At 42.7% G+C, this 22057-nt stretch carries 15 protein-coding genes; 2 read left to right on the top strand and 13 right to left on the bottom strand.

From position 1 onward, the window contains the following. Positions 1–16: 16 nt before the first annotated feature. Positions 17–1681 (bottom strand): alkaline phosphatase, encoded by a 1665-nt coding sequence (locus JF50_RS03925; protein ID WP_039608201.1) that lies wholly within the window; start codon positions 1679–1681, stop codon positions 17–19. A gap of 661 nt (positions 1682–2342) precedes the next feature. On the opposite strand from JF50_RS03925, the gene JF50_RS03920 reads away from it, so the two are divergent. Then, a complete protein-coding gene (locus JF50_RS03920) occupies positions 2343–3074 on the top strand; it encodes a sulfite exporter TauE/SafE family protein (protein WP_039608200.1) in 732 nt (243 codons plus the stop codon). A gap of 29 nt (positions 3075–3103) precedes the next feature. After that, entirely contained in the window at positions 3104–3841 is a 738-nt protein-coding gene (locus JF50_RS27490) for a helix-turn-helix transcriptional regulator (RefSeq protein ID WP_052262125.1), read from the top strand. Between the two features lie 40 nt (positions 3842–3881). Here the strand turns inward: JF50_RS27490 and trpS are convergent, their stop codons facing one another. The 12 genes from trpS to JF50_RS03855 all read right to left on the bottom strand — a co-directional run bounded on the left by trpS (position 3882) and on the right by JF50_RS03855 (position 22029). Beyond that, positions 3882–4883 carry a tryptophan--tRNA ligase gene (trpS, locus tag JF50_RS03910; RefSeq protein WP_039608199.1) on the bottom strand — a complete coding sequence of 334 codons (1002 nt, stop codon included), beginning with the start codon at positions 4881–4883 and terminating at the stop codon, positions 3882–3884. 36 nt (positions 4884–4919) lie between these two features. After that, on the bottom strand, positions 4920–6107 hold the full coding sequence (locus JF50_RS03905; RefSeq protein ID WP_039608198.1) for an aromatic amino acid transaminase: 1188 nt from the start codon (positions 6105–6107) through the stop codon (positions 4920–4922). Positions 6108–6132: 25 nt separating this feature from the next. After that, positions 6133–6531, bottom strand: a complete 399-nt coding sequence (locus JF50_RS03900) for a VOC family protein (protein ID WP_039608197.1) — start codon at positions 6529–6531, stop codon at positions 6133–6135. Positions 6532–6544: 13 nt separating this feature from the next. Next, positions 6545–7258 carry a class I SAM-dependent methyltransferase gene (locus tag JF50_RS03895; protein ID WP_039608196.1) on the bottom strand — a complete coding sequence of 238 codons (714 nt, stop codon included), beginning with the start codon at positions 7256–7258 and terminating at the stop codon, positions 6545–6547. A gap of 34 nt (positions 7259–7292) precedes the next feature. After that, a complete protein-coding gene (locus tag JF50_RS03890; protein ID WP_039608195.1) occupies positions 7293–8210 on the bottom strand; it encodes a hypothetical protein in 918 nt (305 codons plus the stop codon). A 19-nt stretch (positions 8211–8229) separates the two neighbouring features. After that, a complete protein-coding gene (locus tag JF50_RS03885) occupies positions 8230–9558 on the bottom strand; it encodes a phenylacetate--CoA ligase family protein (RefSeq protein WP_039608194.1) in 1329 nt (442 codons plus the stop codon). Continuing rightward, complete coding sequence (locus JF50_RS03880; RefSeq protein ID WP_152614453.1) at positions 9555–10730, bottom strand: hypothetical protein; 1176 nt, start codon at positions 10728–10730, stop codon at positions 9555–9557. Before JF50_RS03880 ends, JF50_RS03885 begins: the two co-directional genes overlap by 4 nt. A gap of 1 nt (position 10731) precedes the next feature. Then, the gene (locus JF50_RS03875; protein ID WP_039608192.1) at positions 10732–11691 is read right to left on the bottom strand and encodes a class I SAM-dependent methyltransferase; all 960 of its coding nucleotides are present in this window, start codon (positions 11689–11691) and stop codon (positions 10732–10734) included. Further along, the gene (locus JF50_RS03870) at positions 11678–12628 is read right to left on the bottom strand and encodes a 2-hydroxyacid dehydrogenase (RefSeq protein WP_039608191.1); all 951 of its coding nucleotides are present in this window, start codon (positions 12626–12628) and stop codon (positions 11678–11680) included. The genes JF50_RS03875 and JF50_RS03870 overlap by 14 nt, the downstream gene beginning before the upstream one ends. 1 nt (position 12629) lies before the next feature. Further along, a complete protein-coding gene (locus JF50_RS03865) occupies positions 12630–13775 on the bottom strand; it encodes a pyridoxal phosphate-dependent aminotransferase (RefSeq protein WP_039608190.1) in 1146 nt (381 codons plus the stop codon). 26 nt (positions 13776–13801) lie between these two features. Next, on the bottom strand, positions 13802–14410 hold the full coding sequence (locus JF50_RS03860; protein ID WP_039608189.1) for an acyl-homoserine-lactone synthase: 609 nt from the start codon (positions 14408–14410) through the stop codon (positions 13802–13804). Between the two features lie 452 nt (positions 14411–14862). Beyond that, complete coding sequence (locus JF50_RS03855) at positions 14863–22029, bottom strand: LamG-like jellyroll fold domain-containing protein (protein WP_039608188.1); 7167 nt, start codon at positions 22027–22029, stop codon at positions 14863–14865. Positions 22030–22057: the final 28 nt, after the last annotated feature.

Genomic DNA, 22057 nt, shown 5'->3' with positions numbered 1-22057 from the left:
GTTTGGATTGAGTGAGTTATTCGTTGACACCCAGTGCCGTCATCATCTTATTGGCAATATCTACATGGTGTTGCAGTGTTGAAAACTGTTGAGTGACACCCACTGGTCCAAATGCGTATACTGGCACTGGTGCCGCGGTGTGCGTTCCGGTTCCCCATACAACATTTTGATGCTTGGCAAGCACTCGGCCAATTTTTCCGGTAAAGTCATCTTTTCCATATACATAAAAGTCTGAAAAATCTGAAAAAGCAGGGTAAGGTCTGTTTTCACTATCGACGCCTTTCGTCTCGAGCATAATCGCAGTCTCTTCAATGCTGACCTCATACGCGGTGTTATTCTTGATAGCTTCTTGCCACTGATGATCCGTACTATTGCTAAAGTCATTATTAACATTTACATCAGCCATGACGTTAAAGAACGTGCCCGTCTGATTGTACAGCTTGTCTAATTGCTCAAGCGGACCAAAGTTAAACTTTGGCTTATAAGTATGCTCACCCATGCCATCACCAGGTAAATGTACCCCTGTTTCAGGCTTATTGTGCGTCGTATAACTGAAACCAAAACTGCCTGTTTCATGATCCGCGGTAACAACCACCAGCGTATCACTTCTCTCTTTGGCCCACGCATAGACAGCCTCAACGGCCTCATCAAATTTCAGTAATTCATTAAGCATCCAGCCTGCATCATTGGCATGACCAGCCCAATCTATTTGCCCGCCTTCAATCATTAAAAAGAAACCATCTTCATCTTTAGAAAGAATATCGAGCGCTTTAACTGTCATCTCTTTTAATGAAGGCTGTGTGCATGTATTCTCAGCCAGACACTTTTTATATGCAATCGCATCTGCCATACCTGAATTTGCAAACAGACCTAGCAGCTTCTCACCCTCAGTAGCGGCCAATTGCGACTTATCAAATGCCAAATGATACCCATACTGCTCTTTTGCCTGAACAACCAGATTATCTTCATCATCTCGTTTGGAATTTGAATACATGTCAGCAGGCATACCCAATTCAGCAAGCTGCGCTTTGGCCTCCTCATTTTCATGCACATCTTTAGGTAAGAATGCACGTGCACCGCCCGAGAGCATAACATCGACATTACCCGACGAAATAAGCTCTGTAGCAATGTCATTTTCTAAAGAGCGATGTGGCTGGTGTGCTGCAAATGCAGCGGGCGTTGCATGGGTGATACGCGTATCAGATACTAAACCTGTCGCCTTTCCCATTGCTTTGGCTTTTTCTAAAATCGTCGCAATTTTATTACCCTCGGTATCTAAGCCTATCATTTCAGAGCCAGCCGCAATACCTGTTGCCAACTGCGTTGCAGAACAGGCTGAGTCAGTCACCAAACTACCAGAGGATCCATGGGGCGCATTTAAAGACAAACCTAAGTGACCGTGATTGGCCAACTTGGATAATGCGGTTTTATTGTTTTTGCTGTTATAAACAGAGTTAGGCGCACGCTGGGCATATTCTTCTAACAAACCAACTTGCTGCGGTCCCATACCATCACCAATCATTAGAATCACATTTTTAACAGCAGTAACCGGTGCAGGGCTAACTTCAACCTCTTTAATCACCTCGACTTCTTTAATGACTTCTACGGTGTTTGTATTATCGTCATTACAACCTGAAAGCAAAGCAATAGACACTGCGAGCGCAGCAAATTTTATTTTCATTAGAATGTTCCTAAAACATAATCAATTGTGAGCAGGCGCAAGTCTACGGATTAAAAATGACTTTTTTATTTCACTAATAGGTCAGATTAGTTACATACATTTTTCAAAAACTATTCGAAATTATGAAGTTAAAAATACCAACAACCTGCAAGCACATACTTTAATTCATTGATAAGTCATTAGGAGTCGATGCAACTTGGAGAGATGTCTCTACTGGCTTTAATGCATAACATCTCATTTAAATAATTAATTCACCAATTGGAATTAATAGAGCTGATTTATTGAATAAATAAAACGATTTTTTATACACAGTTATTACTTTTTGAAATAAAGACCAGATTATTTCTGGTCTAGTTATTATGTGAAAAATTCTATCAATCGATAAAATATTAAAATTATTCGTGCAGGGTATAAATAAAAATCATGTAAAATCAATAGAGTATAAAATCTATAAAAAAAAGATGAGATTCAAGCCGTTTTCCACGTGCCTGATCAATGGACACTTCATACCTATTACGGTAATTTATAACTCATTACCGTCCACTTAAGCACTAAAGTAAGACGGCATATCGCATGTTTCTCTAGGTGAATTACCCCCAATAAATACCTGAGAATATTTATTTTTTTCAAATAAACGCATTGTAAGGATTGGAATGCTTTTATGGATTTAAGCGTCGTTGATATTATTCTCATAACTTTAATTATGGCAACAGGCTCATTTTTGCAAGCCTCTGCCGGTTTTGGTTCCGGACTGGTCGCGATCCCATTACTGGGCTTTATTGAGCCCAAATTAATTCCGGGTCCACTCCTCTTTGCTTACTTATTCCTCACCATTTTTATGGCGCATAGAGAAAGAGCACACTTGAGCACCTTCCATATTCGCAATACTGGTATAGGGCTGTTCATTGGAACACTAATCGGTACGCTTGTATTACTCAATATTAATAGTCAAGCTTTCCCTACCATTGCTTCGATACTTGTGCTGTTTGGTGTCGTGTTAAGTTTTATGACCAGCTCTTTTGCATTAACTCGGTTGAATGTGTGTTCAAGTGGTTTAGTTGCAGGTGTGATGAGCACCTTAGCAGGACTCAGCGGCCCCCCCTTGGCACTCCTTTTACAATTTCAAAGTGCCCCGTTTGTGAGAGCTAACCTTGCCGTCGCGTTTGTATTCTCGTCTTTGCTTTCTATCGCTGCACTGGCGTTGACTGGGCATTTTTCAACAATGTCACTGTATTTAGGCCTATGTTTAGTACCGGGTATGTACCTAGGTTACTTTTTTGGTCAGCCTGTATCGCGGTTAATTAGCCAAAAACAAAGTCGGTATACAATATTAGTGATTTCGACCTTGAGCGCGCTTTCACTCATGTACAAAGAGATGGTTAATTTCATCTAGTTACCAAATCTCAATTAGAAGTATTTAAAATGGTTATGCAGAGTACCTTCGAAATTATTGAGCAGTTAAAGACTGCATCCACATTAGAAGACGTCAAAGCGCTTTTGGGCCGCCTCCTAGACATCATTGAATATGATTACTTCTTAATCGGCCTTATTATGCCACAATCAATTACGCGTTCTGATGTACTTATTCTAGATAATTACCCCCAGAGTTGGCGGCAATATTATGATGATACAGGGCTTGTTAAAGTCGATCCGATAGTCCGTTATTCTATGGATAATTACTTACCAATTATCTGGTCTCATTTAGAAAAAGATAAGCGTTATTCGAAACAAGAACTACAAGTGATAAAAAAAGCCCATGAAGCAGGTTTACAGTCTGGGTTCAGTATCCCCTTTCATAACAATTTAGGAGAATTTGGCATGATAAGCTTTGCACTGAAAAATCAGCAAAGTGACAGTGTGTCAAAATTTAATAGGGCACTCCCCCTTGTTCAACTCATTGTGCCAGCTTTGCAAGATGCGTTAAAGCGCATCGACTCAAAACCTTCCGTCAGTGATACCACTTTGACAAAAAGAGAAACAGAGTGCCTAACTTGGGCGGCAGAAGGCAAAAGTAGCTGGGAAATTTCAAAAATCCTCTGCTGCTCAGAGCGTACCGTCTTATTCCATTTACAAAACGCAGGCGCAAAACTCAATGCAAACAATCGCTACCAGACGATTTCAAAAGCCATCATATCCGGTGCACTGAATTTATCCGTTTAACTTCAATTGGCCATCATCTATGATGATGGCCACCATGCGCTTACTGTAATAGATTCAATCCAAATGCCTGCTTAACCTCATACAGTACCTCATTGGTTTTGACGACGCCCTGTGCAGTGCCCCGAGATAAAATGTCAATCAACATCGCTTTGTCTGCTAAGAAGCGACTACGACGTTCACGGATCGGTCGTAGCGTCTCTTGTAAACACTCTTCTAAAATCGATTTTACTTTATTATCGCCTAAACCACCTCGCATGTAGTGCGCTTTTAGCCCTTGTACCAGATCGATATCGGGGTGAAATGCGTCTAGGTAAGTAAACACCACATTCCCTTCTATTTTACCGGGATCAGCGACTCGCAAGTGGGCAGGATCTGTGTACATCATTTTAACCGTTGCGCTGATCTCGTCCTCTGTTGCACCTAACGTGAGTGCGTTCCCCAATGATTTAGACATTTTCGATTTACCATCTGCACCGGGTAGTCGTGCTACATTACTTAACCGAGGGGCACACTCAACCAATATATCCCTACCCGCTACTCGGTTTACTTTTCTGACAATCTCATTGGTTTGCTCAATCATAGGCAGTTGGTCATCACCAACTGGTACGCTATCCGCTCTAAATGCGGTTATATCCGCCGCCTGACTAATTGGGTAAGTCAAAAATCCAGCGGGTATAGATTGCCCGAACTGTTTACTGGCGATTTCCGCTTTAACCGTAGGATTGCGCTCTAACCGGGAGACCGTCACCAAATTTGCATAGTACATCGTCAATTCTGCCAATGCCGGTAACGCCGATTGTAGGCAAATTGTTGTCTTCTCAGGATCTATCCCAACAGCAAGGTAGTCAGCCAATACATTTAAAATATTGTTTGACACCTTAGATGGATTTAACCCATTGTCTGTTAACCCTTGCAGATCCGCGATCAATACATATTGTTGATTGTGCGCTTGCAAGTCGACACGCTGTTTCAATGAACCCACATAATGACCTAAGTGTAACGGACCCGTCGCCCTATCTCCTGTAAGAATGGTGTGTGACATTCCTATCTTTCCTTATTCAAAGCGTGTATTACACAACTAATTGGTGTTTGCTACGTGATTAATCGCGGAGGCTAAATAGCCACATTGAGATAACCCAACACCCGCAATATTTATTCTGCCACCAGGTACAATGTAAACCCCAAATTCTGATTTTAGTCGCTCAATTTGCTCTATATTCAATGCCGTGAGCGAAAATAATCCGCTTTGCTGCTTGATATAGTCAAACTGTGTATTGCCCAGCTCATTCAGCGATAAGACCAGCTTTAATCGCAGCAGCTTCAATCTATCTCTCATCTCGCCAAGTTCTTGCTGCCACAGACTGAATAACTGCTGATCACCAAGGATCTCAGCAACAACAGCTGCACCATGATCAGGTGGCATGGCATAAGAGCAGCCCGCTATCTGTAGCAAGTGTTTCTTAATAAGCTCTGATCGAGTTGTGCTGCTACCAACAGCAATAGCACATCCCGTACGCTCTCGATACAGTCCCATATTTTTTGAGTAGGATACCGAGATAAACGCATTCTCTAGATGATTAACCAGCAGCCGCAGTCCAGTAATATCTTCAGAGATCCCCTCACCAAATCCTTGGTAAGCGAGATCAATTAAAGGCATAAACCCTTTTCGATGAGCCAGTTCAGCTAAGGCCTGCCACTGCTCCAATGTGATATCTGCACCCGTTGGGTTGTGACAACATCCATGTATTAAAACGAGATCATGAGCACTCGCTTCACTCAGTGCTGCCAACATTGCAGGTTCATCTACTGTTTGGGTCAACGGATCGAGATAAGGATAATAAATCACCTCAACCCCGACAGCTGCCGCAGTTAAAGGATGGTTTGGGAAGGTCTCTTTAGGTAACCATATCCTCGCCTGTGGGCAAAGCTGTTTCGCCAGCTCAACAAACAGCCTAAGCGCCCCGCTGCCACCTGGCGTCTGCAAAGCACTTGCTCGACCAAATGCACCACTACCGCCAAGAATTAAGTGTTTGGTCGCTTCATTAAACGCCTGATTTCCAGCAAGCCCTAAATAAGCTTTTGAATGTTGTGAATCCAGAAGCGCCGCTTGAGCTTTACTCACCGCTGACATAATTGGGGTATTACCTGTCTCATCCTTGTATACACCAATGCCTAACTCTATTTTCTCAGGCCTTTGGTCTTGACTAAATTCAACCATTAACTTCATGATTGGATCCTGCCCAATCTCTTTTAAGTTGCTCAACATTCGACGCTCCTTCTTAACCTTGCTGCTATTGATTCACTTGTTCTACAAATCGGATTAAGTATCCATCTGGATCGCGAAATATCACTTGATTCACACTGGCTACCCCATCAAGTACACGATATTCAATGGTTTCAGTTTCAAGAAATATGTCCTCAGATGGAGTAGAACAATCAAGATCATCCAAGCTCTCTACCTTAAACGCGATGTTCATACCATTACCAAACGGTGTATCATTGCTATGACTCATCCAAGCGGTTTCGCCAAGTTGTTGCAACATCAGTTGAATATCGTTTTTATACAAGAAGAAAAAACCTTGTTCCTCACGTTCAAACAACACTTTAAAACCAAGCTTTTGAGTATAAAAAGACAAGCTGCTATCGATGTCCCGACAAACCAACTCAGGGATGGTATTATTAAATTCCATGACTTATTCCCTATTAAGATGCTTTTATGCCTTCGACAATTAAAAATTGCGCTTTATCTTGATTGTCACCAAATGCTGGGCAGTGCTCGACGCACTTGATATGAGAAAATCCTGCGCGACTGAAAGCATTTAGGTAATACTGAGTCGGCCAATAGACATCTTCAAGTTCTAACGTACCGTGATCAGTCTGCAATTCGGTTGTCATTTTCTCACCTGCAGAATAAACTCGGCCAGCGTCTCCATTACGCAAAAAATCAAATTGAACACCGGTGTATGCCGGATTCATTGTCAACATGGTAAATTTTGCTCCAGGCTTTAACACTCGATAAATTTCTTCGCAGATTGCTATCTGCTCATCATGTGATGGGACCTGCATTAATACGTAGCAAGAAACAACCCCATCGATACTGTTACTGTCAGCAAATGCGAGTTTATTTTCTCCTACTTGGTAAAAGGACAGGTCTTTATTTGTATACTCATTTTCACAGTGATTGATCATTTCTTGAGAGATATCTACACCGGTGATCTTTTGTTTATATTCTTCAGCAAGGTAAGCGGCAAAAAAGCCAGGACCGCAACCATAATCAATAATATGGCCTCGCTTATTGAGCGCATCTTGTTGTGATGAAATCACCCCTAAATATCCCATTTCAATCCATTCTACAGCCGTTGTATGCTTAGAATATTCTGAGACTGAGTCGCCTGACTCTAGGTTTTCGTGGATCATAATTCATTCCTTTTGGATAACTTTGACTAATTTCTTAGCGGTTGCTCTTCGTCGCGAGATTTAACTTATTAAGTACTTGTTGAGCACTGTTGTAGGCAGCAGCTAACGTCTCTTCATTGCTAATTTCAGCCTCAATTAAACTGATCAGCGGGTTATCGCCCGATAGGCTTGCATGAGGTAACACATCACAGTGCACATTTAAGTGGCAGATGAATGCGCGTAATCCATAAAGAGCGCCCAGATTCCAGTACAAGTCTGAGTACTGTGTTAAACGCTTTACAGTTCCTTTGAGCTCTACCACATTAATGCAGTCGACATCCTGTCCGACACGTACAAATGACTCATAATGTGCTGAGTTAAAACACGCTAGATCAGCACTAAGTAAGTCAACTTGCTGATCATTGAGGAGTAAACAACATGCCAATACGGCTTGTTTATAAATAACAATCAACTCACACAACCAAAGTGTGAGCTGCTCATGACTCAAACCACAGGATTGCTGAAAACACGCATATTGAAAAATGCGATGCTCCATTGTTGAACGATGTATATAAGTAAGTGGCTCAGAGTAACGCTGAGGGAGCAGATATTCGCCATGCTCAATAATATGATGGTATACCATGCCCCGTAATGCATAACGAAGTAAGTTACCGGTCTGTTGAGGATCTAGACCAAAAGTGCCTATATGAGTATCTACTTCCAACAACAATTCATGCATCCATAATGATTGCTCATCCGCACTCCCTATCTGATGCAGTTGTTGCTGAAAACGCTCATCCAATAACGTCAGTGCATTGATCACATCAGCAAACTTTTTTTGTGGCAGCGCTCTTATTACCTCATCAACATACCCAATACGTGGGTGTCTGTGAAAATTATCCTTGAGCTTGTTGACCAGATTTTCTTGGATCTCTTGATCAATCTCACAAGCGGCTTGGTAAAAATACAACATACTCGGCAACTCCGCTCATTTAAAGATTTGAAATTATTTGGTTACGTTTACCGCGCGGGGTAATTTTAATGTCATCAACAAACCGAACGGTGACATCAAAATTATTGTGCAATAGGCTATCTATCTCACTGGCAATATCGCCTTTGATTTGGTCAGTCATTTTGCTCGTCGGAATACAATCAAAATACACATTGTCTAGTGTATCTTGGATCAACTGCCACGATGCCAAATGTTCCCCGTATTTCATTAATCGTGTATAGCCGACATCCAACAGATAACCTGGGGAGTATTCCTTACCTTCACGGGTTTTAAACTTGGAGTTGCTGCGCCCTTTAAAGTCACCAATTTGTCTGAAGATGCGGCCACAGGCACACGTTTCGCCTTCCGGTTTTAACTGGATCATGTCACCTTGACGATAACGTATAATCGGCATCGCCCAGTTATACAGGTTGGTCGCAATGAGCTCGCCCAATTCGTCGTCTTCAATCACTTGATCATGCTCATCAACCACTTCTACAATGTTGATATCTTCCCAAATATGGTAACCACCGTGACGACACTGTGCAGCCACAGTACCCGCAAGCTCTTCAGAACCATATTCATCCAAAACAGGTACACCAAAAATCTCACTCCACTGATCACGCTCTTGCTGTAGAGACATTTCTGATTTCACATTAATACATTTCAAATTAGTGCGAATGGCCTCAATATCGGCTTGATTCAAACCTGTCAAAATATCTTTCAGTTTGGATGGGTAAAGCGTCAACATATGTGGTTTTGACGCCACCAGTTTTTCGCGAGAGTCTTCTACACTATCTAGGGTCCAAATATGCGTCAGAGGAAAGCGCCCTTCTGGTAGAGAAGCAAATGGATAAACACCAGTGTAAACATAAGTTTGACGATAGTGATCTGGGTAACCATCCATCATCATGTGATAGATCCGATAGGCAGTAACAACACGTTCAATCATGGTATCGTCGCTATAAGCTACACGCACAACCTTACCACTTGACCCACCGGTAATAGCCGTTTGTACATTGTCTAGGGTGTAGCCCTCAGCGAGGCTGTTATGAGGGAAGTTATCTATCAGATCATCTTTTTCAATGATGGGGAGTTTGGCAATATCCTTAACCCCTTTGATCTGATCAATGTCTACACCATGACGGTCATATTTAGCGCGATACATGGGCACATTGTTATATGCGTGGCGTACCATTTTGACAAACTTTTCATCTTTGAGTTTATTCAGTTCATCACGATTAAGCGTCTGATTATGTTTTAATTCTTGCCATATTTTGTAGCCATCAACGGATAGCTTTTCTAATTCTTCGGTCGTGAAATCTCTCATTTTTTCTCAATTCCTTTATGTTGATAGATAGCAGCTAAATAACGGCCTATATGTTTTGTCGTTAATTCTGAGTTTGAGGTATGCCGTAATGCCAAGGCGTGCCAGTGGTTGAGATTGCATAGCGAGTGATCGATTTGCCTGTCGCCATCAACAGCACCACAGCTAAACTCAAAATGATTTAGGACATCTTGACTAAAATAGCCGCGGCTACTGATAAACGTGCGAGGATCCATGCTTTGGTCATACTGACCACGCTGCCATTCAATGGCTAACAGTAATTCAATCATGTCCTTAGTTACTTGATTGCCAAGCGATCCCAAAGAAATCACACTGATCCCAGCCGACTGCTCGTGCAGGGCCATATCTTGCGTTAGCGACTCGAGTAGCTGCGCACTGTGTGAAGATTGATTGATCCCTGCTCGGCACATTTGAGTGATACAGTCTTGCTCAAAACACGTTGAAAAGAGTGAATTCAGTGTAGATCTTGCAACATCTTCTTTGGTGATGAAGCCAAACTGACTCGGATGAGCGCAAAGCTCCAACTCAGTACGGGTGTAGACGGTACTATCTCCACAGCCAATAATATGTGCCTCGTCAGTGGCCTCATACCCTATCAAAGCCCTTGGGATAGTCAGTCCGACAGAAGCATGCGCACTTTCATGTAAATTAATCAGCAGTTGATGCAGTGCGCCATTAAAATAGATTTTCCACAACAACAGGTCTCCGCCACTGATCGTCGATAATCCATGTCGGTAAGGGCAGCTGATCCCCAAACCACCAGCCCCCCCACTTGACACCTTTTGAATACGCTTTACCCCGTGTTCAAATGCCGCTTTTAAGCAATTAAAGTACGCAAACATCATTTCTGAGGCCTGTTCGAGCGACGTATTTTTAAATATTGGCACCAAGATATTGCCAACCGGTAAGCAATCAATGATGTAATCCGGTTTTAACGTTTGAATTAGCGCCGATAGTCTGTCAAAACCTTCATTGCAGAAGATGTCAAAATGAATGATATCAACGCCATCTTCTTGACCCAGCTCTTTTGTCAACGCTGTGCGCCTTTGCATAGACTTACAGTGCAGCGTTAACTTTTCTACACTATGATCCATCAACAGCCTTTGCGCACAGGCCTGTCCGACCTCCCCACATCCCAGTATCAGCACGTTCATATCATGCAACCTTGCATATCCACACATAGCTGTTATCAACAGCGAGTGGGATCTCTTTGGTAATACTTAAACGGCTATTGTCAAAAATAGACATATAATCTGCACGAGTGCGAGGGATCAATCCTTGAAGTCGGTGAATATAATCAAACCCCTTTGAAAATATGTTATTAATTTCATTTGGCTTTTCACCAGTGACCGTATCAAAAATAACGATGTATTTTAGATTTGGAAAAATTTCACGATAGTTACTCAGCAAGCGCTCTAATCGTTCGTTTGGCTCAATATGGTGTGTGAAGAAAGTAAACATAATGGCTTCAATGTCTTCATGTTGACCTTCAATTTTGGTGATATCTTGCTGTTTAAACTCCACACCGCCGACCCCTGATTTGGCCAGGTTTTGGTTCGCCAATGCAACCGCATTGGCATCCATATCCATACCTACCCCTTTCAAACCAAAGTTTCGACACAGCTTGATTAATCGCAGTCCAGCGCCACATCCCATGTCACACAATGTGCCCGTTAAGTCTAATTCAGCAACGACTTGGTCTAGTTGCTTATCAATGAACGATGAGCCAATTTCCGCGGAGTGTTTTGCAACACTGCCACCATCATAAGGGATGCGGTCGAGCTCTCCATCAAACATACGCTCTTGCTCACTGAGTAAATCACGATAGGCATACAGCCAAAGTTTAAATATCGGGACTTTCTTTTTAATCTTTTCCCGGCTGACCAATAATTGGTATTGCTCTTGCTGCGCTGAAAAAATACCGCCTTCACACAGAGAATTGAGAATTGCGTCTAAATACGACCCTTTATCTTTATATACTTCCTTCAATAGATGTTCACTGACACGGTCATTGTCATCTAGGTGCTCAAAGAGCCCCATATGCTCTGCAAGCATTAAAGCTTTACTGGTAATACAACCAGAAAATGCAATATCAAGATTGTCATACGCGCCCATGGCGACTCCTTTCATGTTGTTTAATATTGTCCACCGCTTTGGCAAGCAAAGCCTGTATTGCTTCTCGCGATTGCGCAGCAATGTGAGTCGTTGCCATAAATACCGAGGGCTCTAACGACAACAACCCATACTGATCGTTTGCAACGCCGGGCGTGTCTAGCCACTCTTGGTAATACCCATCCATGTATGCGGAGCGAATTGTTTTTGTTGTCAGCGCATTCCTTAGTGCTGTCGGACAAATGACGTGTGGGGAGCTGAAGCACAGAAGATCCAGCTCTTGATTGGCATTAGCCAAAACGTTTTCATCGATAAGCGATTCAGTTGTCTCATTGAACGTCACACTGACGACCACTAAATCACAGGTGCTCATGAGTTCAGGTAACGCTAAAAATTCAAGTCGATGGGTATCATGTAACACTTCTTTAGGAGATCTTGCATGATAGTAAACAGGCTGATCACTCACGGTGCGTATCAGCGTGAGCAAGGAGCGATTAATATTCCCAAGCCCGATCAACCCGATTTTCGACCCAGCAAGCTCTTTGTAAGGGGTTTGAAACCACGTGCCTGCTTGCATCTTTTGCCATGAAAAATGAAACCGAGTATTCCTCATTATCATGGTGGCAAAAGCAAACTGAGCCACCGTCTGGGCATTGAGCTTAGGGGTATTCATCACCTTAACCCCGCTCTCAGAAGCAGCTTTAAGATCGATAAAACTACTCGTGCCAGTGCCAAGCACTACCACCAACTCAAGCACTTGAGCAGCACTTAAAAACTGCGCTGAACAATGCTCAGGACCACCGATAATGTAATAATGACTATCCACCAACGCATCGATGATCTGTTGCTCATCTTTTGGCTCTTTGAGGTGACAAATTTGGCAATCTAACTGCGTTAATTGAGTGATATCAACATCGCCAGTAACAAGTAGCTTTTTCATATCACTTTTCCAGGATTCGGGTTACAGCTTCTTTTAACTTGCCAATCCCTTCATAGAATTCCGCATCAGGTTTCATCAGAGAAACTCGGATAAACTGCGTGTGCTGCGATTTTGAATTCCAATAAAAGAAGCGCCCTGGTAACACGGCAATATCATGCTCTTTTAGGCGAGCGGCAAAACTGACGTCGTCGTATCCTGTTGCACTGATGTCTATCCAACAAAGTGGCAGCTGACACTTTTCATCATTGTCAAAAACTTTCAATCCAGTACCCGCTAAGGCATCATTAATGGTTTCACTGCGTCTTCTCACTTCATTTTTAATCGTCGCATCAACACCAAACTTGGCTGTGACGGCAACAAACTGCTTAAGCAATGCCAATGCAAAATTACTGCTACACAGGAAAATCTCTTCATAGAGTAAGCGCATTGTGCTGCTGATGGCCTCTGAATAAACCATCAGGCTGATTTTAAGGTCTTGGGTTGGCCACGTTTTACCTGTATCTTCAATCACAACGTAATCAATGCCAGACTGCTCTAGGATCTGATAGTCATCGAAGTTAGTTTTGCCATATATTCTGAATGTTCTATCTAGCAAAATCGTAATGTTGTGTGCTTTACATTGTTCTACAAGATAGACAAATTCAGACTCAGTCATCTCCAAACCAGTTGGATTATTTGGATTGACTAGAAACAATGCATCGATGTCGCCACTACTCACTATCTGTGCTAATTGATGTTCATTTTTCAATGCCAATTCATCAAACGCACTAATATCAACACCACGACGCTTTAAAAGTAGATATAAATTATCAAAAGCAGGTTCAATCAATGCGGTACGCTTATTCTCCTTATGGAGCCACGCTGCAACAATATCAATCGAGTTTGACGCAGTCGGACACACACTAAAATGATTAGTTGAGTGCAATGTCGATGAGTCAATGAGTTCAGCAAATTGGTTTTTAAACGCTTTCTCCATATCTGGAATAGAGTGATCTTTACCCTCTTGCCAGTAGCGCTGTAAGTTATTAATAATGTCGACATAATGCTCATTAATATCATGGTAAGCATGTCCGTCTGCAAAGTTATAAAGATAACTTAGGCCTTCGACTTCAACTTCAGTCAGACTATCGTAACGATCGGTGTTCATGATGTTTCCTTATCAAATTAATAGTGTTAGCTACAGGTTTCATCCTGGACGGCGAGCATAAACTGACGATTCACCTGAATACTGAGCGCAATCGACTTTGTATTGCCAAGTAAATGTACTTTCTGGTCACCTATGCGAGTAAATGGGATCCCAATGCGCTTAAGAATGCGTTCAACTGCAGTTGTGGTTACCGTGACGTATTCCTTGATGCCGTTTTCAATGGCATAGTCATATATGCCTTTGAATAGCTTCATCGTAATACTGCTGCTTTTATTGGTTTCTGATTGAGCAAGACGCTTATCAACAGCAAAGCGACTCAACTCGTAAACGGATTCGGAAGCAGGTATGGAGTGGCCTTCAAGTAAAGTAGGAAACGTGTTTTTAAGCATATATCTACCCAAAGTTGGGAGAATTCGCCAACATCCATAAATCTGCATGCTATTGTCTGTAACGTAGAGATACTGCGCATTTGAATAGTCGTACTCATCAGACTCAAGCTGCAGATCTAACTGCTTGCTAGTATGTAGCTCCCACTTTAGGCGCTTAACAAAAACTTGATAACGCAAACGACAAATTTGCTGGTATTCTTCTTGTGGAATTGAATTATAATTTACACATTTTGTAACGACTCTCATCGGTAGCTCTCCCCTTACGACGTACCGAAATGAGTATAAAAATTCCAAATCATTTTCATACCTGTCAGATCTGACAGGTATTGCAAAAAACCGGATTAGCGTAACTTTAGGAACTGTTCGCAGCAAGTTCGGGGATATTGAAGTGAAAAAAAGACATTATCACACTTAAGGTTAAGCATTATTACGACTGTAGAGCAGTCGCGCAGATAACGATGTAATACATCATTTCTGTGTAATTACCCTTGTGCGATAGACGTGTTTAACGTCTAACATAGTTATACCGAAAAAGGACTTATCTTGGTAGAGGAGCAGATACATATGAACTTTATGCCCCCAAACTGAGTAAAACTAAATCACCATAACTCCAGTGCTTAAGTGTGTTCATTTGCGTATATGAAAAAGCCGCGACAACATTGGTATCGCGGCTTTGTAAATTTTAAGAATGAATAAACTTATTCAAACTCAATGGTCACAATCTGCTTGAGACTATATCCATTGTTGTTATCGTAAACGACATAACTAAATGAATCGCTGGCGCCATTTGCGCTGCCATTTGGCGTATAGGTAAATTCGCCTGAATATTCATTGATGACCACCTCACCATAAGCAGGCGCATCAGCGAGTCCAAACGTGATACCTGACCCACCAGGAAGCTTGCCGACAAACGAAGCATACTCAGTGGTCGTAAACTTTACATCCAGACCATGATTGACTTCAGCCGCACCAAAAATAGTGCCGTTGTATCTATCGACTGCTTTATTCTTATGGGCTTCCTGTTCAAAGTCATAATATATCAACATGTCTTGTTCACAGCCCAACACCATGTCATCTTTACACACATTGAGCTCATCTTCAGACAAAGCGCGCGTCCATATAGCGACATCGTCAATGTGACCTTTAAAGGTGTTTGAGGACGTATTTGTATGGCTATATGCTCCTATACGAAGTGGTTTATGGTTGCTCAAGTTACGTTTATTACCTAAGCCGTTACCAGAGCTGGCGACTTCATTGCCGTTAATATACAACCTCACCTTGCCACCTTCCCAATCGGCGACCACTGCAACATGATACCAACGACCCGTTTTAAACGTGCCTGCTGCGTAGGTCTTCTTGCCGTCATTGACAGCATCATGGTGATATTGCAATTTATTAGCGCTGTTAACACTTAAGCTCCAACCTTTGTAACCTGCGTTCGCTGAGATTTTTTTCGCAAAAATATTACGGTTTGACCCATTTGAACCTGGCTCTAAATAAATCCAAGCTGAGGCTGTAAAGTTGTCACCAGCAAAGTCTATCGAACCGTCGCTGGCATCAGCAATCTCGATATAATCTCCATTGCCATCAAGTGTTAAGTACGAGTCGTATTTTTCTAACGTTGGCTCGTTAACTAACGTCATGGTACTTTGACCCAACAGATCGGCTACTTGAGCATCAACCACATTATCGAAGTTGTAATAAGACACAAGCCTTGAATCAGTTAACGACGCACTTAATGCACGATTAGCCGCAATCGTCTGTTGAGGTAGCGCTTGGTTCCAAATACGGATCTCATCAATTTGACCATTTAGCTTTTTAGTCACACCATCGTTGCCTGAACCCCATACAAAATACACATTGCTTGAGTCAGCCGCGTCAACTTCAGAAATGATCAATTCACCATCTAAATACACAGATAGTTGCTGTGTCGGCTGATCATAGCTGATGGCATAGTGTTGCCATTGACCAACATTAATTGTTTCTGTCGATTTAAATGTGGTATTCGTTGCTTTAATACGTAAGCGACCATCAGAGAATATTCTGATTGCAGCTTTTGACTTGTTGTCGCTTTCTGTAAAGGTCATTAAGTTTGAATTGTCATCGGGGTTCAATGCATTCACTTTCACCCATGCTTCAATTGTATAAGAGCTATTCGGATTAAAACCTGAGTTCAGAGTTTGAACCATGCTCTGATCCGTGCCGTCAAAGACAATAGATTGACCGAAACCGTTCATAATTGATAGATCTTTGTGGAACGGGCTTTCTACATAGGTCCATTCAGAGCATGTTGGGCTACCAAGATCAGTACCATCGTCAGGTGTCACACAAAATGCCACATAGTTATCAATATCGTCTAATGACAAGGTATACGATTGATAAAGCCCACCTTCAATCACTTGTGCGTCAGTCTCATTGCCAGTTGCAGAGCGATACCATTGGAAACGTGTCGCTTCTTCGATATCCCCATCTGGATCTGAGTAAGCATAAGTCGCAGATACTGTCGATTTACCAATAAACACACCCGTTACTGTGACATCCGAGGCAACAGGCACATTATTGTTGTAAGACAATACCGGCTCTCCGCACACGCCATTGGTATTACATAAGTCAAACGACAAGTGTGTTGTATATGAATTGTCTGCAAGGGTAACTTCTGTTGGACCACCAAAATCCGTATCAGAGAACTCAAACACCCACTCACTATCCATTAACGGACCGTATGAGCCTTTTTCGTACTGAATGCCTTGCTTACCCATGAAGTAAGTTTGTGCATCAGTACACACAGCTTCTTGCACGTTGTAAGAAAACTCTAAGAATTTAAACGGCATTTTATATGACGCTTTCATCTTACTGTTGTTCACAAACTTAGACTGAACATCCACTGTTAATGTCGCGTCGATCATGCCATCGTTATTAACATCATGCGCAAGCTCAGGCGTGAATACGATGTCTTCTTCTGGGTCAAAATAAATTTCTGTGCCATCTTCCAGCACTAAGATTGCTGAAGGTTCAACGTTCAACTCAAAGTCTTGGAATAAATCCAACGTAATACTCACAAAAGTATCTAAGGTGCTGAACTTATAACTACGGTATAAATCTTCGCCCACTGGTGCATAAAAATCGTCAATACACTGCTCAGAAGTGCCTTCGACCGCTTCCATGCCCGCTTTAGCATGCCATTTGGTCCAGTTTGACCCCCAGTATACTTCTTCAGACACCCAATCAATTAAGTCATGACCGGCAAGGAAGCGTAATTTATCTACCTCTAAATTAATCGCTTTCTCAATGGCTTTTCTGGCGCTGTTTGCGACATCAGCAGCCAACGTATCACGGGTTAGATTTTTGATATACAGCGCAATCTCTTCGTCTGTCGTTTCAGCGCGAACAAAAGAGGTGATCGATGCCAATGGATCTGAGTGATCAGTGCTGATGATTTCAAACCCATCGGTCGCACCAAGGTGAGCATAAACCACATCGACAAGGTAATCGCCGTCAACCATGCTGGTGTCATACGTTAGGTTTGAACTCACTTGTTTTGCATGTGCAATGGTCGTTGCTAACGACAATTCATAATGGTGTTCTGCAATGAGCGTAGCAATTTCGTCATCCGTCAGCTCACGCGTTAAGTCATAAACTTCCACACCCTCGTCCAACTTGTAACAATCGGCACGATTTAACGCATTGGCACAGTTGTCACCATAAATACCAAATGACTCTGAACCGACGGTTTTTTCATATGATCCGTACTCTATTTCAGTTTTATCGTTTAGCTTTTCAAAAACATCTGATTGATATTGTACTAATAGGTCTTCAATAATTAATTCTGCAGAAACCTGCACCCCAGGCGATGACGCCATGAAGTTAGCGTTTGAATCTACTTTAAATTGCGTGGTTAGATTAACTGGTTGACCTACTTGAATCTCATCAGGGTACTTCAAGTCCATTGTGAGTGGAATATCGGCTTCAACCCAACCACCAAACAAATCTAAACCACCAACGTAATGAATTTTACCGTGTGCTAAAACTCTGAAGATAGTTGCTTCAGATGGAGTTTCAGTCTCCGGAATATCCCACGTCATTTTAGTTTCAGTTGATGCCCAATCAGGTGAACTCATACCAAGCAATTCAAGCACGGTATTGTTACCCCAATAACTGCCCTCACCACTTGCGTCACCAGAAAAACTGATAGTCATGGCTTCCATATCTAATACATCAACGGTAATGTTTGCCACATCTGTGGTATTGTATTGGTCATAAACGATGACTTCTAAGTTATACGTAGCGGTGTTCTCAAAGTCTAAACGAGAAATGTCAGGGCTGATGCTCAATACACCGGTTTGTGCATCTAGCACTAAGTCACCATCTGTGTTGCCACTTAGAATTTGGAAAGTAACAAAGTCGCCAACATCATTAGGGTCGGCCAAAATAGTGCCAATCTCAGTACCGCTTGCAGAGGCTTCACTCACAGTGAAAGATTGTGCTTCAATAGTCGGTGCATTGTTAACCGCAATACTCACACCATCTTGCACTAACATGGTTGCAGCACCGGCTGTAAACACTTTATAAGTGATATTTTCGATAACTTGCGTTGTGCCTGAGTCAACCCACTGGTTGTTCGCCGCACCAATGTAGTCATCATCATCACCTAAAATGCGCAAGTTTGAGTTACTGCTGACACTTTTATTCAGTGTGATTGAGTTTGCACCTGAGCCTCGAATATCAAACACTTCAACATTACGAACGCGAGATGCTTGCGCGGCGAGATTGAGATTAATACCTGCCCCGTCAAAGATTAACGTATCTGTATTACCGCCCCCGTCGATACGGGTAAACGTATTATCAGAAATGTAAATGGTATCTTCACCGGAACCTGCATACACCGCATCTGCCCCTCCATTGGTGCGAATAACATCATCACCGGTTCCAGTTGCAATATTATCTGCCGTTGCTGCACCTGCGATTGTATCATCACCCACAGTGCCCCACAGTGTCACTAAATTGCCATCGCCGTTTAATACATACACTGCACCGGTATTGCTTAAATTGTTTTTATCAGCAGAAGGCGTACCAAATTGAATATCTTTGATGCCATCGCCATTGATGTCGCCGGCGCTGGCGATGAACTGACCTAACTGCTCGCCCCCGTTACCTTCAGAGTAGAAACCTTGTTTTGTCTCAATGATTTCGCTTAGGTAAACAGGATCTGTACCTGCACGCCCATACACGGCATACACACGACCTTTGTTATCTTCTGCAAACGGGTCGCCAATAATAATGTCGTCAAAGCCATCACCATTTAAGTCGCCTGCCCCACCTATGGAGCCCAAAATAACCTGCAAATCACTGTGATCAATGTTGGACGCATCGTTATGAATAACAAAGCCGCCGTTGCCTTGTGCAATATCCGCTAAATTAATTTCATCGGCAACATTTACGCCACCAAATAAGATATACGCACGCGGGTGGTCAATGGCAGAGCAACACCCTGTATCGGTCAGTAACAAGGCGATGTCGTCAACACCATCGGCATTCACGTCACCAACGTGAGAGGTGGTAAATGAAGGCAGTGTATTTAAGCTTGCGCGGCCAAAATCAAAGCCATAGTTGCCGCTGGCTTCAGGGATGATTTTAATGCCATTTCCACTCGATTTGATGCTGTTGTACTTAATTGATTCACCACCAATACGGCCGTACGCCACATAACTGGTGCCGGACGTATCAACATACAAACCGTGGCTTACGATAAAGTCCGTTAAGCCGTCACTGTTAAAATCCCCGGTGGGTAATACTTGCGCACCGTAGTGCCACCCACTAAACAGTCTTCTGCTTGGACGAGTGATCGCAAAACCTTGCGTGTTGTAGTCTGTTGCAACATTGGCTAACTGAACCACGTTATTGTCTTTTTTACCGTAAACAACATAGGCTAAGTTAGGATCTGCGGTACCATCTTCTAGCAAGTCCCTTAATTCAAATGAACCAGTCCCCGCTAAAAAACGCGTAACCGTTTCGCCGATAACAATGTCACCGAGACCATCACCATTCACATCGCCAACAACTAACGTACCACCGGCATAGTCTTCAGTGTAAGCACCATGAATAGCAAAACCGTAATCGCTCCCGCCAGCATTCATATCAGACAATGGAACATAGTTAGTACCAGTTTTACCGAATACAACGTAGGTTGAACCTGAATTCTTACCGTTAGTACCTGCATAAGGCGCACCAACTACTACATCTGATAATCCGTCGCCGTTAATATCAACGCCTCCAGCAACAGCAAAACCTGCGTTGTCGCCAGACTCAGCTCCCATGATCCCAAAACCACGAGTACCACCGATCACTTCCGTTAGTGATGGGAATGTGCCCGTTGCATCACTGAAAAGAACGTAAGCTGCACCATTATCTTCGTACATAAAGGTGCCATCATTTCTGTAAACATCTGCTTGAGGAGCGCCGACAATGATATCGTCGAAACCGTCACCGTTTACATCCCCTGCTGGGGCTACTGACCAACCAGCCCAATCAGCGGCTTCTAAGCCATCGATTGATTGTGCATTGTTGTTCAGGGAGTCATTAATGTCGTTTACGTTAATGGTAACAGTCGAATCATACGTATTGCCTGCCCCATCTTTTACACGAACCGTTAAGACGTACTGATTGTTACCCAACTCAAAGTCTAATTGTGTTTGGTCAGCAACTTTAATGTCACCTTTGATTGCATCAATTGAGAACACACCCGCATCATTACCCGAGATGATTTCATAGCTATAATGTTCTAGTGGTATATCCCAACGACCCGCTTCAAAAATTTGATAATGTAGTTCAAACTCACCAAAGCGATTTGGTACCACACTTTCATTATCGCCATGCAAATACCCTTGCAGCATCATAGGCGCAACGAAATTGAAGCGCACCGCCGCATCAACGATGTCTTTATCTATTCCGACTGCTTGAACGAATACAACAGGGTTGTTATAAGATTTCGAAAAAGTGATTGAAAATGGCGCATCACTGCCTGAATCAGCGACTTTAATGACGCCCGTTTCACCCACAATCGCCAAGCTTTCTGTAAATAAAAAGCCAGAGCCTTGCAGTGCAAACACATTAACATTTTCAGCCGCATGAGCGTCATCATCAATGTTATCAATGTGTACTTTCACACGGTTTGCAGAGACTTCATCAATCGCTACACCACTTTGAGATGTGCCATTGTAGGATGCTAAGGAGGTTAAAATGGTTGGGGTTTCTGTGATCGGCGCACTAAACGCATGACCATGCACCTGATGTGTCACCGTAGTGCCTGTACTTGAAACTTCAAATGGCTTGTCATTCCAAAGCGCTGAGATGGGCTCAGCAAATGCTATCCAGCCAAGCGTTTCACCCTCACCAGTATTGGTAAAGCTTTGAATGACACTGGTGCCTTTTTTATCTAGCTCAGATTCAAGTACGGCCTCAAAGCCCTGCGCACTGACGTTATCTAAGCGGTGGCGCATCAATAATCTATTGTTGTTTTTGCTCGTTAGGCCAGAGTAAGAGTAAGTACTGACTTCATACTCTACTGCATAGTCACTATTGGATTGGATCTGACCAAAAACAATCGGCGCTTGTGTAAAACTTGAGGCAAATGAGATGGGCTCAAATGCTTCACCATTGGTTACCCAATTTTTTATGTCTGTTTTACCGACTTCCAAGCGCACCGTTTTATCGGATATGCCATCAACAAAACTCACCCGACCTATGGTGGTGTTCGTTTTGGTATTTTCATCAACATGGATTGTTAATGGTGCCATGGCAGCTTGCGCACTATTGGGGACAGTCGCCCCCAAAGTCAGCAAGGCTAGGCACAGTTTAGTCCGCATCATAATATTAATACCCCCTATTAATTGACAG

The organism is Pseudoalteromonas luteoviolacea (assembly GCF_000814765.1).
Classification (GTDB): domain Bacteria; phylum Pseudomonadota; class Gammaproteobacteria; order Enterobacterales; family Alteromonadaceae; genus Pseudoalteromonas; species Pseudoalteromonas luteoviolacea_H.
This window is presented reverse-complemented; position numbering and strand designations above follow the sequence as displayed.

Excerpts from the sequence above, each read along its gene's own strand:
- JF50_RS03925 (WP_039608201.1), bottom strand. The coding sequence starts at position 1,681 with ATGAAAATAAAATTTGCTGCGCTCGCAGTGTCTATTGCTTTGCTTTCA.
- JF50_RS03920 (WP_039608200.1), top strand. The coding sequence starts at position 2,343 with ATGGATTTAAGCGTCGTTGATATTATTCTCATAACTTTAATTATGGCA.
- JF50_RS27490 (WP_052262125.1), top strand. The coding sequence starts at position 3,104 with ATGGTTATGCAGAGTACCTTCGAAATTATTGAGCAGTTAAAGACTGCA.
- trpS (WP_039608199.1), bottom strand. The coding sequence starts at position 4,883 with ATGTCACACACCATTCTTACAGGAGATAGGGCGACGGGTCCGTTACAC.
- JF50_RS03905 (WP_039608198.1), bottom strand. The coding sequence starts at position 6,107 with ATGTTGAGCAACTTAAAAGAGATTGGGCAGGATCCAATCATGAAGTTA.
- JF50_RS03900 (WP_039608197.1), bottom strand. The coding sequence starts at position 6,531 with ATGGAATTTAATAATACCATCCCTGAGTTGGTTTGTCGGGACATCGAT.
- JF50_RS03895 (WP_039608196.1), bottom strand. The coding sequence starts at position 7,258 with ATGATCCACGAAAACCTAGAGTCAGGCGACTCAGTCTCAGAATATTCT.
- JF50_RS03890 (WP_039608195.1), bottom strand. The coding sequence starts at position 8,210 with ATGTTGTATTTTTACCAAGCCGCTTGTGAGATTGATCAAGAGATCCAA.
- JF50_RS03885 (WP_039608194.1), bottom strand. The coding sequence starts at position 9,558 with ATGAGAGATTTCACGACCGAAGAATTAGAAAAGCTATCCGTTGATGGC.
- JF50_RS03880 (WP_152614453.1), bottom strand. The coding sequence starts at position 10,730 with ATGAACGTGCTGATACTGGGATGTGGGGAGGTCGGACAGGCCTGTGCG.
- JF50_RS03875 (WP_039608192.1), bottom strand. The coding sequence starts at position 11,691 with ATGGGCGCGTATGACAATCTTGATATTGCATTTTCTGGTTGTATTACC.
- JF50_RS03870 (WP_039608191.1), bottom strand. The coding sequence starts at position 12,628 with ATGAAAAAGCTACTTGTTACTGGCGATGTTGATATCACTCAATTAACG.
- JF50_RS03865 (WP_039608190.1), bottom strand. The coding sequence starts at position 13,775 with ATGAACACCGATCGTTACGATAGTCTGACTGAAGTTGAAGTCGAAGGC.
- JF50_RS03860 (WP_039608189.1), bottom strand. The coding sequence starts at position 14,410 with ATGAGAGTCGTTACAAAATGTGTAAATTATAATTCAATTCCACAAGAA.
- JF50_RS03855 (WP_039608188.1), bottom strand. The coding sequence starts at position 22,029 with ATGATGCGGACTAAACTGTGCCTAGCCTTGCTGACTTTGGGGGCGACT.